This window comes from Pseudomonas sp. RU47 (assembly GCF_004011755.1).
GTDB lineage: Bacteria > Pseudomonadota > Gammaproteobacteria > Pseudomonadales > Pseudomonadaceae > Aquipseudomonas.
In genome coordinates this window covers 1,938,606-1,951,131 of record NZ_CP022411.1, presented here as the reverse complement: position 1 = coordinate 1,951,131, position 12,526 = coordinate 1,938,606, and the positions used below count along the sequence as shown (strand labels likewise).

13 protein-coding genes are annotated in these 12,526 nt (G+C 59.6%); 11 read left to right on the top strand and 2 right to left on the bottom strand.

Going from position 1 to position 12,526, the window contains the following annotated elements:
* Positions 1-84: 84 nt before the first annotated feature.
* The 5 genes from CCX46_RS08925 to CCX46_RS08905 all read left to right on the top strand — a co-directional run bounded on the left by CCX46_RS08925 (position 85) and on the right by CCX46_RS08905 (position 5,579).
* Positions 85-588 (top strand): ureidoglycolate lyase, encoded by a 504-nt coding sequence (locus CCX46_RS08925; protein ID WP_127926402.1) that lies wholly within the window; start codon positions 85-87, stop codon positions 586-588.
* A gap of 51 nt (positions 589-639) precedes the next feature.
* Positions 640-1,947: a urate hydroxylase PuuD gene (locus tag CCX46_RS08920; RefSeq protein ID WP_127926401.1), complete on the top strand. Its 1,308-nt coding sequence runs from the start codon at positions 640-642 to the stop codon at positions 1,945-1,947.
* 166 nt (positions 1,948-2,113) lie between these two features.
* The gene (locus CCX46_RS08915) at positions 2,114-3,472 is read left to right on the top strand and encodes a nucleobase:cation symporter-2 family protein (protein WP_127926400.1); all 1,359 of its coding nucleotides are present in this window, start codon (positions 2,114-2,116) and stop codon (positions 3,470-3,472) included.
* Between the two features lie 162 nt (positions 3,473-3,634).
* The gene (locus CCX46_RS08910; RefSeq protein ID WP_016982869.1) at positions 3,635-4,420 is read left to right on the top strand and encodes an outer membrane protein OmpK; all 786 of its coding nucleotides are present in this window, start codon (positions 3,635-3,637) and stop codon (positions 4,418-4,420) included.
* A gap of 373 nt (positions 4,421-4,793) precedes the next feature.
* On the top strand, positions 4,794-5,579 hold the full coding sequence (locus CCX46_RS08905; RefSeq protein WP_095119997.1) for an outer membrane protein OmpK: 786 nt from the start codon (positions 4,794-4,796) through the stop codon (positions 5,577-5,579).
* A gap of 90 nt (positions 5,580-5,669) precedes the next feature.
* On the opposite strand, the gene CCX46_RS08895 is transcribed toward CCX46_RS08905, so the two are convergent.
* Both CCX46_RS08895 and CCX46_RS08890 read right to left on the bottom strand, forming a co-directional pair.
* On the bottom strand, positions 5,670-6,842 hold the full coding sequence (locus tag CCX46_RS08895) for a patatin-like phospholipase family protein (protein WP_127926398.1): 1,173 nt from the start codon (positions 6,840-6,842) through the stop codon (positions 5,670-5,672).
* A gap of 35 nt (positions 6,843-6,877) precedes the next feature.
* Entirely contained in the window at positions 6,878-7,810 is a 933-nt protein-coding gene (locus CCX46_RS08890) for a lipid A biosynthesis lauroyl acyltransferase (protein ID WP_127926397.1), read from the bottom strand.
* A 117-nt stretch (positions 7,811-7,927) separates the two neighbouring features.
* On the opposite strand from CCX46_RS08890, the gene minC reads away from it, so the two are divergent.
* The 6 genes from minC to CCX46_RS30690 all read left to right on the top strand — a co-directional run bounded on the left by minC (position 7,928) and on the right by CCX46_RS30690 (position 12,462).
* On the top strand, positions 7,928-8,665 hold the full coding sequence (gene minC / locus CCX46_RS08885) for a septum site-determining protein MinC (protein ID WP_026000431.1): 738 nt from the start codon (positions 7,928-7,930) through the stop codon (positions 8,663-8,665).
* 169 nt (positions 8,666-8,834) lie between these two features.
* Entirely contained in the window at positions 8,835-9,647 is an 813-nt protein-coding gene (gene minD, locus CCX46_RS08880; RefSeq protein WP_007913953.1) for a septum site-determining protein MinD, read from the top strand.
* Positions 9,647-9,901: a cell division topological specificity factor MinE gene (gene minE, locus CCX46_RS08875; protein ID WP_003223146.1), complete on the top strand. Its 255-nt coding sequence runs from the start codon at positions 9,647-9,649 to the stop codon at positions 9,899-9,901. The genes minD and minE overlap by 1 nt, the downstream gene beginning before the upstream one ends.
* 91 nt (positions 9,902-9,992) lie before the next feature.
* Entirely contained in the window at positions 9,993-10,628 is a 636-nt protein-coding gene (locus tag CCX46_RS08870) for an RluA family pseudouridine synthase (RefSeq protein WP_034151766.1), read from the top strand.
* Positions 10,629-10,807: 179 nt separating this feature from the next.
* Positions 10,808-12,097, top strand: coding sequence for a M18 family aminopeptidase (locus tag CCX46_RS08865; RefSeq protein WP_007919200.1), 1,290 nt, complete (start codon positions 10,808-10,810; stop codon positions 12,095-12,097).
* Positions 12,098-12,285: 188 nt separating this feature from the next.
* Positions 12,286-12,462, top strand: a complete 177-nt coding sequence (locus CCX46_RS30690; protein ID WP_174245051.1) for a hypothetical protein — start codon at positions 12,286-12,288, stop codon at positions 12,460-12,462.
* Positions 12,463-12,526 lie beyond the last annotated feature (64 nt).

Below are 12,526 nucleotides of genomic sequence, written 5' to 3'. Positions count from 1 at the left end.
CCACTCTGGATGTGACGCGGAGCGTCACGGGCTGCATTCCCACGCGGAGCGTGGGAACGATCACTCAACGAAAAGAAGAACAGCATGCGCACACTAACGATTGAACCGCTGACCAAAGAAGCCTTCGCCCCTTTCGGTGACGTGATCGAAACCGACGGCAGCGATCACTTCATGATCAACAACGGTTCGACCATGCGCTTCCATAAACTGGCGACGGTCGAAACCGCTCAGCCTGAGGACAACGCGATCATCAGCATTTTCCGCGCCGACGCGCAGGACATGCCGCTGACCGTTTGCATGCTGGAACGCCATCCGCTGGGCAGCCAGGCTTTCATACCGCTGCTCGGCAACCCCTTTCTGATCGTGGTCGCGCCAATTGGCGATGAACCTGTATCAGGCTTGGTCCGCGCCTTCGTCACCAACGGCAGGCAGGGCATTAATTACCATCGCGGCGTTTGGCACCATCCGGTGCTGACGATCGAAAAGCGGGATGACTTCCTGGTGGTTGATCGCAGTGGCACAGGCAATAACTGCGATGAGCATTTTTTCAAAGAGGATGAGCGTTTGATCCTCGCCCCCCACCAATAAGAGAAGGTCTGATCACTCGACAACAAGAGTGACAGGCGAGAGGTAAAGACTGTGGAAGCACATCTGTTGGAATGGCTGAACCTGAGCGTGCGCTGGGTTCACATGATTACTGGCGTGGCCTGGATCGGCGCGTCGTTCTACTTCGTCTGGCTGGAGAACAACCTCAACCGCGTCAACCCGAAAACCGGTCTGGCCGGTGACCTGTGGGCGATCCACGGTGGCGGTATCTATCACCTCGAAAAATACAAACTGGCCCCGCCGACGATGCCGGAGAACCTGCACTGGTTCAAATGGGAAGCCTACTTCACCTGGATGTCGGGTATCGCGCTGCTGTGCGTGGTGTTCTACTCCAATCCAACGCTCTACCTGCTGGCTCCGGGCAGCACACTGAGCGGCCCTGAAGGCGTGGCCATCGGTATCGGCTCGCTGTTTATCGGCTGGTTCATCTACTCCTTCCTCTGTGATTCGGCGCTGGGCAAACGCCCTGCTCTGCTGGGCTTCATTCTGTTCGTGCTGATCATCGGCGCGGCGTATGGCTTCAGCAAAGTGTTCAGCGGTCGTGGTGCGTACCTGCACGTCGGCGCGATCATCGGCACCATCATGGTCGGGAACGTGTTCCGCATCATCATGCCGGCGCAACGCGCACTGGTCGCGGCGATTGCCGAGAACCGTACGCCGGATCCGGCGCTGCCAGCCAAAGGCTTGCTGCGTTCGCGTCACAACAACTACTTCACCCTGCCGGTGCTGTTCATCATGATCAGCAACCACTTCCCGAGCACGTATGGCAGCCAGTACAACTGGTTGATCCTCGCCGGGATCGCCGTGTTGGCGGTGTTGGTGCGTCATTACTTCAACACCCGTCACGACAGCCACAAGTTTGCCTGGACCTTGCCTGTGGCAGCGGTGGGCATGATCAGTCTGGCGTACGTCACCGGCCCGATGCCGATGTCGACCGCGCCGGAAGTGGCCAAGGCACCAGCGAAAATCGAGTACCAACCGCTGCCGGAAACGGCACTGGGCGGTGGCGCGAAACCGGCTGAAGCAGCACCGGCAGCCCCTGCTGAACCTGCTGCACCCGCACAAGCCTCCAACGCAGGTCCTGGCTTTGACAAAGTCCACACCGTGATTCAAGAACGTTGTGCGGTTTGCCACTCGGCCAAACCAACCAGTCCGTTGTTCAGCGCAGCTCCAGCGGGTGTGATGCTCGACACCCCTGAGCAGATCCGTCAGAACGCGGCGCGCATCCAGGCGCAAGCCATCACCACGCAGATCATGCCACTGGGCAACATCACTCAGATGACCCAGCAGGAACGTGACCTGATCGGTGCATGGATCGCCCAGGGAGCACAGACCAACTAAGCAACAAAGCTTCGCGAGCAGGCTCGCTCCCACAGAGATCGCGCATTTCCTGTGGGAGCGAGCCTGCTCGCGAATCGCCTTAAAGCGGTTTACCTGATGCACAGAAACAGCTGTGAGCAACCCGGCAGCTGTTCAATCACAAGAATAAAAAGATCCGAGGTGTTGCATGTCCGAGCTGTCCAAAGCGCGCATCCCCGACGCACCCGCCATTCAGCGATTGCCCCTTTTGCAACTGATCCTGGTCGGTTTGCAACATGTTCTGCTGATGTACGGTGGTGCCATCGCGGTGCCGCTGATCATTGGACAGGCCGCTGGCCTGAGTCGTGAAGAAATTGCCTTCCTGATCAACGCCGACCTGCTGGTCGCCGGTATCGCCACCATCGTGCAGTCCATGGGCATCGGCCCGATGGGCATTCGCATGCCGGTGATGATGGGCGCCAGTTTTGCAGCTGTCGGCAGCATGGTCGCCATGGCCGGCATGCCCGGTATCGGTCTGCAAGGCATCTTCGGTGCGACGATTGCCGCCGGTTTCTTCGGCATGCTCATCGCGCCGTTCATGTCCAAAGTCGTGCGCTTCTTTCCGCCGCTGGTGACCGGCACGGTCATCACCTCGATCGGTTTGTCGCTGTTCCCCGTGGCCGTGAACTGGGCCGGTGGCGGCGCCGCCGCAGCGCAATTCGGCTCACCGATTTATCTGGCCATCGCCGCCCTGGTCTTGGGCACTATTCTGCTGGTCCACCGCTTTATGCGCGGTTTCTGGGTCAATATTTCCGTGTTGATCGGCATGTGCTTTGGCTACCTGCTGTGCGGTGCGATCGGCATGGTCGACCTGAGCGGCATGGCCAACGCACCATGGGTTCAGTTCGTCACCCCGCTGCATTTCGGCATGCCGAAATTCGAACTCGCGCCGATCCTGTCGATGTGTCTGGTGGTGGTGATCATCTTTGTCGAGTCCACCGGCATGTTCCTCGCCCTGGGCAAAATTACCGGCCAGGAAGTCTGCCCACGCATGCTGCGTCGCGGCTTGCTGTGTGATGCCGGCGCCTCGTTTGTCGCCGGTTTCTTCAACACCTTCACCCATTCCTCGTTCGCGCAGAACATCGGTCTGGTGCAGATGACCGGCGTGCGCTGCCGTTCGGTGACCATCGTTGCCGGTGGCTTGCTGATCGTCCTGAGCCTGCTGCCGAAAGCAGCGTTTCTGGTGGCGTCGATTCCACCGGCGGTACTCGGCGGCGCAGCAATCGCGATGTTCGGCATGGTCGCGGCCACCGGCATCAAGATCCTGCAGGAAGCCGACATCGGTGACCGTCGCAACCAGTTGCTGGTCGCGGTGAGCATCGGCATGGGCTTGATCCCGGTAGTGCGTCCGGAGTTCTTCGCGCATCTGCCACTGTGGATGAGCCCGATCACTCACAGCGGCATCGCCATGGCGACCCTCAGCGCGCTGACGCTGAACCTGCTGTTCAACATTCTCGGCGGCAAAGAGCGCGCAGCGATCAACGACTGCCACGCCCACCAGCACTGACGGAGTCACCACAAAACCCTGTGGGAGCGAGCCTGCTCGCGAAAGCGGTATGTCATTCAACAGTGATGGCGACTGACACGCCCTCTTCGCGAGCAGGCTCACTCCTACAAGGGCGCGCAACAGCTCTGCGCCTCAAACAATAAAAACAAGAGGGAGCAACAGATGATTCGCACGCAAACCAACGTTCTGTTGAGTGGCGGCCTGCTGGCCGCGAGTCAGGCCATGGCCGGCGATTTGCTGCTGTGGCAGACCAACAGCCTCAGCTATCTGTACGGCAAGAACTTCGCGATCAACCCGTCGATTCAGCAGACGCTGACCTTCGAGCACGCCGACAAGTGGAAGTACGGCGACAACTTCCTGTTCGTCGACAAGATCTTCTACAACGGCAAAGAAGACGCGAACAAAGGCCCGCACGCGTTCTACGGTGAATTCACCCCGCGCTTCTCGTTCGGCAAGATCTTCGACCAGAAGCTCGAGTTCGGCCCGATCAAAGACGTCCTGCTCGCCATGACTTACGAGTACGGCGAAGGCGACAGCGAGGCCTACCTGATCGGCCCCGGCTTCGACCTCAAGGTGCCCGGTTTCAACTACGTCACCCTGAACATTTTCCGCCGCCAGACCGAAGGCCCGCGCCCCGGCGACGGCGTCTGGCAGATCACCCCCGGCTGGTCCTACAGCTTTCCCCTGGGTAACTCCGATGTGCTGATCGACGGCTACCTCGACTGGGTGGTCGACAACGATGAGAACTCGCGCGGCACCTACCACGCCAACCTGCACATCAATCCGCAGATCAAATATGACTTGGGCAAAGCCCTCGGCTGGAGCCACAAGCAACTGTATGTCGGCACCGAATACAGTTATTGGAAAAATAAATACGGCGTTGAAAACACGCACAACTTCGACACCAATCAGAACACCGCCAGCCTGCTGGTCAAGGTGCACTTCTAAGATGGCCCGCAACCGTGCCCCATACCTGTCGTCGGTGCTCTGTTGCGGGGCACTTGAGGCCTGGCCGTTGAGTCAGTATTCTCCGCGGCCTCTTGAATTCGGTCTAAAAAAAAGCCCGGATTTAATTCCTGACCGAAAAGCCAACTTATCCCGGCCCCGGTCAGTACCGAGGCATCCCGAAAACACACTCAATCGACTGTTTTTCAGCAGCCGAGCGGGTGTTTTTTTGCTTTTCGAAAGCCTTGGCTCGGCTCTTGCTAACAGCAACGAAGCTGACCGATCGGATGACTTTTGCAGCAACGAAAAAAGGCGCCACACCAGAGCGCCGATCTTAAAAAAATAAACGTGGAACACCTACTTTGGGAGCAACCGAATGAAACGTATGTGCACCAGCCTGATGCTCGCGGGATCGATGTTGGCCGGCGGCCAGGCCATGGCCGAGGGCCTGCTGCAGTGGCAGAACAACAGCCTGACCTACCTGTATGGCAAGGACTTCCAGGTCAACCCGCGCATCCAGCAGACCGTTACCTTCGAGCACGCCGATGCGTGGACTTATGGGGACAACTTCTTCTTCTTCGACAAGATCTTCTACAACGGTGGCAAGGACTTCAGCAACGGTCCAAACACCTACTACGGTGAGTTCAGCCCGCGCATCTCGCTGGGCAAAGTGCTCGACCAGAAAATCGAGTTCGGCCCGATCAAAGACGTCCTGGTGGCGATGACTTACGAGTTCGGCGAAGGCGACACCGAGTCGTACCTGATCGGTCCAGGCTTCGACCTGGCGATTCCGGGCTTCGACTACTTCCAGCTGAACTTCTACCAGCGTCACACCCAGGGTGCTCGCGCCGGTGACAACGTCTGGCAGATCACCCCGGTCTGGTCCTACACCATCCCGGTCGGGAAGTCGGACATCCTGATCGACGGCTTCATGGACTGGGTCACCGACAACGACTCCAACTCCAAAGGCGACTACCACGCCAACCTGCACTTCAACCCACAGGTCAAATACGACTTGGGCAAGGCGTTGAGTTTTGGCGAGAAGCAGTTGTATGTCGGTGTTGAATACGACTACTGGAAAGACAAGTACGGCATCGACGACACCGGTGCGTTCAAGACCAATCAGAGCACCACGAGCTTCCTGGTGAAGTTCCACTTCTGATTTCAAGAGCTTCGCGAGCAGGCTCGCTCCCACATTCGACCGAGTTCCAATGTGGGAGCGAGCCTGCTCGCGAAGGCCTCCCCGCAGATTTCAGGCCGGGACCACCGCTTCGGATATGCCCAAAAACCGGCACAGCTCCTCACGCTTGGCCAACGCATCCCTGCGCCCCAGATCAATCAACTCGCTGCAATACCCCGCCTCGAACAGCAGATAACTCAACACCCCTGCCCCACTGGTCTTGGTCGCCCCCGGCCCACGCAGAAACAAACGCAACGCCGCCGGCAACTCCTGGCGATGCCGCGCCGCGATCTCATCGATCGGCTGACTCGGCGAAATCACCAACACCTCCACCGGTGCCACGCCCAACTCGCGCGTCGGCGTGCCGGCAGGCATCAAGTGGCTGAACTGGTTGAGACGCTGGAGTAACTCGATATCGCTCTCGAGGCTGTCGATGAACGTGCTGTTGAGCATGTGCCCGCCAATCTGCGCCAACGTCGGCTGTTGCCCCGTGTAAGTGCGCTCCAGCGGCTGCTGCGGATCAAACCCGCGCGGGTTGCCGCTGACACCGACCACCAGCACCCGGCTCGCCCCTAAGTGCAGCGCCGGGCTGATCGGTGCCGATTGCCGCACCGCGCCATCGCCAAAGTATTCATCGCCAATTTTCACCGGCGCGAACAACAACGGAATCGCCGAGCTGGCCAGCAAGTGATCCACCGACAGTTGCGTCGGCACACCAATGCGCCGATGGCGCAGCCATGAATCGATCGTGCCGCCGCCCTGATAGAACGTCACCGCTTGCCCCGACTCATAGCCGAACGCGGTCACCGCCACCGCATGCAATTGCTTGCGCGCGATGGATTCGGCGATGCCGGGCATGTGCAGTTTTTCATTGAGCAGTTTGCGCAGCGGTGAACTGTTGAGCAACGCCACCGGTAGTTGCCGCCCCATCCCCAACAAGCTGTGGCTGACAAAGCGGCTGGCCTGACGAATAACACCGGGCCAGTCACTGCGTAGCACGCGATGGCTGCGAAAGCCTTGCCAGAACAAGGTGAGACGCTCGATCGCAGCGCGAAAATCGGTTGCGCCACTGGCGAGGCTGACGGCGTTGATCGCCCCCGCCGAGGTGCCGACGATCACCGGAAACGGATTGTCCGCACCCAACGGCAGCAATTCGGCAATCGCCGCCAACACGCCCACCTGATACGCCGCCCGAGCCCCGCCGCCGGAAAGAATCAAACCTGTGACCGGTTCAGCTGGGCTCATCGCAACGCTCCATGGTGCTTATAGGGATGGGTCAATCAACCGCGTTTGGCGTACAACTTCGGCTCGCCCGGTGGACGGCTCTTGAAGCGTCGATGCGCCCACAGGTATTGCTCAGGGCAGGCACGTAAAGCGCTCTCGACCCACTGATTGATGCGAATGCAGTCGGCTTCTTCGGTTTCGCCGGGGAAATCTTCCAACGGCGGATGAATCACCATGCGATAACCGCTGCCGTCGGCCAGACGCTCCTGCGTGAACGGCACCACCAGCGCTTTGCCGAGACGCGCGAACTTGGTGGTCGCCGTCACGGTCGCCGCCTGAATGCCGAACAGCGGCACGAAGATGCTCTGCTTGGCGCCATAGTCCTGATCCGGTGCGTACCAGATCGCCCGACCGGAACGCAGCAACTTGAGCATGCCGCGCACGTCGTCACGCTCCACCGCCAGCGAATCGAGGTTGTGCCGCTCACGGCCCTGACGCTGAACATAGTCAAACAACGGATTCTTGTGCTCGCGGTACATGCCGTCGATGGTGTGCTGCTGGCCGAGCAGCGCTGCACCGATTTCCAGCGTGGTGAAATGCGCGGCCATCAGGATCACGCCTTTGCCTTCGCGCTGGGCCTTTTGCAAATGCTCCAGGCCTTCGACATGGGCCAGCTTGGCCAGGCGCTCACGCGACCACCACCAGCTCATGGCCATTTCAAAAAAGGCGATGCCGGTGGAGGCGAAGTTTTCCTTGAGCAGACGTTTGCGCTCGGCAGCGGATTTTTCCGGGAAGCACAGCTCAAGATTGCGCTTGGCGATGCGCCGCCGGTCGCCAGCCACGCGATACATCAAGGCGCCCAAAACTCGACCGATGGTCAGCAACGCCGGATAAGGCAGCTGCACGATCAGCCACAAAAGCCCCAGACCGCACCAGAGCGGCCAGAAGCGTGGCGATAAAAATGCTTTTCGAAAACGCGGGCGATCCATTAAAGCTTCCGTAAATACAGTGGCCGCGCATTCTACATCGTTCGACCCGGCTTGCGGCTCGCGGGCGTTCTCGTTATAAGTCTCGGCACTTTTAGTGACAAGCCGTTGTATGCCGACATGAGCCAAACCGAACCGTTAGACCAAGATCCCGTATTCCAGCTCAAGGGCAGCATGCTGGCCATTACTGTGCTGGAACTGGCCCGTAACGACCTCGAAAGCCTCGATCGGCAATTGGCCGCCAAAGTCGCCCAGGCGCCGAACTTCTTCAGCAACGCGCCGCTGGTTCTGGCGCTGGACAAACTGCCGCCGAGCGAAGGCGCCGTCGATCTGCCGGGCCTGATGCGCGTCTGCCGTCAACATGGCCTGCGCACCCTGGCGATTCGCGCCAGCCGCATCGAAGACATCGCCGCCGCCATCGCCATCGACATTCCGGTGCTGCCGCCGTCGGGCGCCCGCGAACGGCCGCTGGAAACTCCCGAAGCCGAAGTCAAAAAGAAGCCGGAAAAACCGCCGGAGCCAACGGTCAAACCGACCCGCGTCATCACCACGCCAGTACGTGGTGGCCAACAGATATACGCGCAGGGTGGCGATCTGGTCGTGGTGTCTTCGGTCAGTCCGGGGGCGGAACTTCTCGCCGATGGCAACATCCATGTATACGGCCCGATGCGTGGTCGGGCGCTGGCCGGCGTGAAGGGTGACACCAAGGCACGGATTTTCTGTCAGCAATTGAGCGCTGAACTGATCTCCATCGCCGGTCATTACAAGGTTTCCGAGGATTTGCGCCGCGACCCTATGTGGGGCTCGGGCGTACAGGTCAGCCTGTCGGGCGACGTGTTGAACATCATTCGGCTTTAACGGATACTGCCGCATTTTCCAAGCATCTCTAAAACGTAGCGAAAACGGCTCAAACGAAGTAGGAAAAAGGCTCAACGCCGAATTCCAGCCAAGGCTGTCCGACTGCAGTAGTTTTCAAGAGATGTTTTTCAGGGGCTAAAAAGTCCTTCTTCCTTAGGGGTGAAACACCTTGGCCAAGATTCTCGTGGTTACATCCGGCAAGGGTGGTGTGGGTAAGACCACCACCAGCGCCGCTATCGGTACCGGCCTCGCACTGCGCGGCCACAAAACAGTGATCGTCGACTTCGACGTGGGCTTGCGTAACCTTGACCTGATCATGGGTTGCGAGCGCCGCGTGGTGTATGACTTCGTCAACGTGGTCAACGGCGAAGCCAACCTGCAACAGGCCCTGATCAAAGACAAGCGCCTGGAAAACCTCTACGTACTGGCCGCCAGTCAGACCCGCGACAAAGACGCGCTGACCGTCGAAGGCGTGGAAAAAGTCCTGATGGAGCTCAAGGAACAATTCGAGTTCGTCGTCTGCGACTCCCCGGCGGGCATCGAAAAAGGTGCGCACCTGGCCATGTACTTCGCTGACGAAGCGATCGTCGTGACCAACCCGGAAGTGTCTTCGGTACGAGATTCGGACCGCATGCTCGGCCTGCTGGCGAGCAAATCGCGCCGCGCCGAACGTGGCGAAGATCCGATCAAGGAACACCTGCTGATCACCCGCTACCACCCGGAGCGTGTTGAAAAGGGCGAAATGCTGGGCGTTGAAGACGTCAAGGAAATCCTCTCGGTAACGCTGCTTGGCGTGATCCCGGAGTCCCAGGCGGTGCTCAAGGCATCCAACCAGGGTGTACCGGTGATTCTCGACGACCAGAGCGATGCCGGTCAGGCGTACAGCGATACCGTCGACCGTTTGCTGGGCAAAGAAAAAGCCCACCGTTTCCTCGATGTCGAGAAGAAGGGATTCTTCGAGCGCCTGTTTGGAGGTAGGTAATGAACCTTTTTGACTTCTTTCGTGCCAACAAAAAGCCAAGTACCGCCTCGGTAGCGAAAGAGCGTCTACAGATCATCGTGGCGCATGAGCGCGGCCAGCGCAGCACGCCGGATTACTTGCCAGCCTTGCAGAAGGAACTGGTCGACGTGATCCGCAAGTACGTCAACATCGGTAACGACGACGTACATGTTGCACTGGAAAGCCAGGGCAGTTGCTCGATTCTGGAACTCAACATCACCCTGCCTGATCGCTGAGTCGATCCGGTAGGTACGACGGCGGTTCAGGGCCATCCCCATGCGGGAATGGCCCTGAACCGCCGTTGGCATTTGTTACGAGGCTGTTTTAATGCCGCTGTCCAACATCCACATCATCCATCAGGACGCCGCCGTACTGGTGGTGAACAAACCGACGTTGCTGCTCTCGGTGCCCGGTCGCGCCGACGACAACAAGGATTGCCTGATTACCCGTTTGCAGGAAAACGGCTACCCGGAAGCGCGCATCGTCCATCGCCTGGACTGGGAAACCTCCGGCATCATTTTGCTCGCGCGTGACGCCGACACTCATCGCGAACTGTCGCGCCAGTTTCACGACCGCGAAACCGAAAAGGCCTACACCGCGTTGGCCTGGGGTCAGCCGGAACTCGACAGTGGCAGCATCGACTTGCCGCTGCGTTACGACCCACCGACCAAGCCGCGTCATGTGGTCGACCATGAATTCGGCAAGCATGCGCTGACTTTCTGGCGTGTGCTGGAGCGTTGCGGTGACTGGTGTCGTGTAGAGCTGACGCCGATTACTGGCCGTTCGCATCAATTGCGCGTGCACATGCTGTCGATCGGGCATCCGCTGCTCGGTGATGGGCTCTACGCCCATGAGCAGGCGCTGGCGGCATGGCCCCGTTTGTGCCTGCACGCGAGCATGCTCAGCTTTACTCATCCGCAAACCGGCGAACGCCTGCGCTTCGAGTGCCCCGCGCCGTTCTGAAAGACCACACTGACTCCCTGTGGGAGCGAGCCTGCTCGCGAAAGCGGTTTCACATTCAGCATTGATGTTGACTGATCAATCGCTTTCGCGAGCAGGCTCGCTCCCACAAGGGTTCGGGTGCAGATTCAATTCCCCGGCCGATGCGTTAAACTCCCGCCCATTGCTGTCTGGAGTTTCTTATGCGCGAAGAGTTGAACCAAGGCCTGATCGACTTTCTCAAGGCCTCCCCTACCCCGTTCCACGCCACCGCCAGTCTGGTTCAGCGTCTGGAGGCCGCCGGTTTCGTGCGCCTCGACGAGCGTGAGCCATGGACCACCGAGCCTAACGGCCGCTACTACGTCACCCGTAACGACTCTTCGATCGTCGCGATCAAAATGGGCCGCACCTCCCCCCTGCACGGCGGCATCCGCCTGGTTGGCGCACACACCGACAGCCCGTGCCTGCGGGTCAAGCCGCAACCTGAACTGCAGCGTCAGGGTTTCTGGCAACTGGGCGTTGAAGTCTACGGCGGTGCGTTGCTGGCACCGTGGTTCGACCGCGACCTGTCGCTGGCCGGCCGCGTGACCTTCCGCCGCGACGGCAAAGTCGAAAGCCAGTTGATCGACTTCAAAGCGCCGATCGCCATCATTCCGAACCTGGCCATTCACCTCAACCGTGAAGCCAATCAGGGCTGGGCGATCAACGCGCAGACCGAACTGCCGCCAATCCTCGCGCAGTTTGCCGGTGACGAACGCGTCGACTTCCGTGCCGTGCTCACCGATCAACTGGCCCGCGAACATGGCTTGAACGCCGACGTCGTGCTCGATTACGAGCTGAGTTTCTACGACACGCAAAGTGCTGCAGTGATTGGCCTCAATGGCGACTTCATCGCCGGCGCGCGCCTCGATAACCTGTTGTCGTGCTACGCCGGCCTGCAAGCTTTGCTCACCGCCGAAACCGACGAAACCTGCGTGCTGGTGTGCAACGACCACGAAGAAGTCGGTTCCTGCTCGGCCTGCGGTGCCGACGGCCCGATGCTCGAACAGACCCTGCGCCGTCTGCTGCCGGAAGGTGACGAGTTCGTCCGCACCATCCAGAAATCCCTGCTGGTCTCGGCCGACAACGCCCACGGCGTGCACCCCAACTACGCAGAAAAGCATGACGCCAACCACGGCCCGAAACTCAACGCCGGCCCGGTGATCAAGGTCAACAGCAACCAGCGCTACGCGACCAACAGCGAAACCGCCGGCTTCTTCCGTCATCTGTGCATGGCCGAAGAAGTCCCGGTGCAAAGCTTCGTGGTGCGCAGCGACATGGGCTGTGGCTCGACCATCGGCCCGATCACCGCCAGCCACCTGGGCGTGCGCACCGTCGATATCGGCCTGCCGACTTTCGCCATGCACTCGATCCGCGAACTGTGCGGCAGCCACGATCTGGCGCACCTGGTCAAAGTGCTGAGCGCGTTCTACGCCTGCCGCGAGTTGCCGTAAAACTTCGCCAGCAGACTGGCTCCCACCCTGGAATGCATTCCAAACTGTGGGAGCGAGCCTGCTCGCGAAAGCGCCAGTTCAGACCCTACAAATTTCATCCTGAAACCGGCTCAATTCTGATACACATCAGAACCGCTCCGCCAAAACCGACCTAGACTTACATCATTCATTTCGACAAGGCAGTCTCCATGATCTCGATGTCTTCGTTCCACGCCATGCTCGTTCCGATTCTGAGCGGAATGATCCTGCTGGCCATCGGCTTCAACTTCCGCGACAAGAACGCCGGGGTGTTTGCCATGTGGGTCGGCATGCTGACGATCCTCGCCACCGTGGTGTACAAGATCCTCGCCAAACTCAACGAATAAAATCCGCGCCCGGCTCGCATTGCTTTAGTGGGCCTCGTACACTCCAGCGAATCCGCCCCTTGCG

Coding starts and splice junctions, on each gene's coding strand:
- CCX46_RS08865 (WP_007919200.1), top strand. CDS start 10,808: ATGCGCGAAGAGTTGAACCAAGGCCTGATCGACTTTCTCAAGGCCTCC.
- CCX46_RS08895 (WP_127926398.1), bottom strand. CDS start 6,842: ATGAGCCCAGCTGAACCGGTCACAGGTTTGATTCTTTCCGGCGGCGGG.
- minE (WP_003223146.1), top strand. CDS start 9,647: ATGAACCTTTTTGACTTCTTTCGTGCCAACAAAAAGCCAAGTACCGCC.
- CCX46_RS08910 (WP_016982869.1), top strand. CDS start 3,635: ATGATTCGCACGCAAACCAACGTTCTGTTGAGTGGCGGCCTGCTGGCC.
- CCX46_RS08915 (WP_127926400.1), top strand. CDS start 2,114: ATGTCCGAGCTGTCCAAAGCGCGCATCCCCGACGCACCCGCCATTCAG.
- CCX46_RS08925 (WP_127926402.1), top strand. CDS start 85: ATGCGCACACTAACGATTGAACCGCTGACCAAAGAAGCCTTCGCCCCT.
- CCX46_RS08870 (WP_034151766.1), top strand. CDS start 9,993: ATGCCGCTGTCCAACATCCACATCATCCATCAGGACGCCGCCGTACTG.
- minC (WP_026000431.1), top strand. CDS start 7,928: ATGAGCCAAACCGAACCGTTAGACCAAGATCCCGTATTCCAGCTCAAG.
- CCX46_RS30690 (WP_174245051.1), top strand. CDS start 12,286: ATGATCTCGATGTCTTCGTTCCACGCCATGCTCGTTCCGATTCTGAGC.
- CCX46_RS08905 (WP_095119997.1), top strand. CDS start 4,794: ATGAAACGTATGTGCACCAGCCTGATGCTCGCGGGATCGATGTTGGCC.
- CCX46_RS08890 (WP_127926397.1), bottom strand. CDS start 7,810: ATGGATCGCCCGCGTTTTCGAAAAGCATTTTTATCGCCACGCTTCTGG.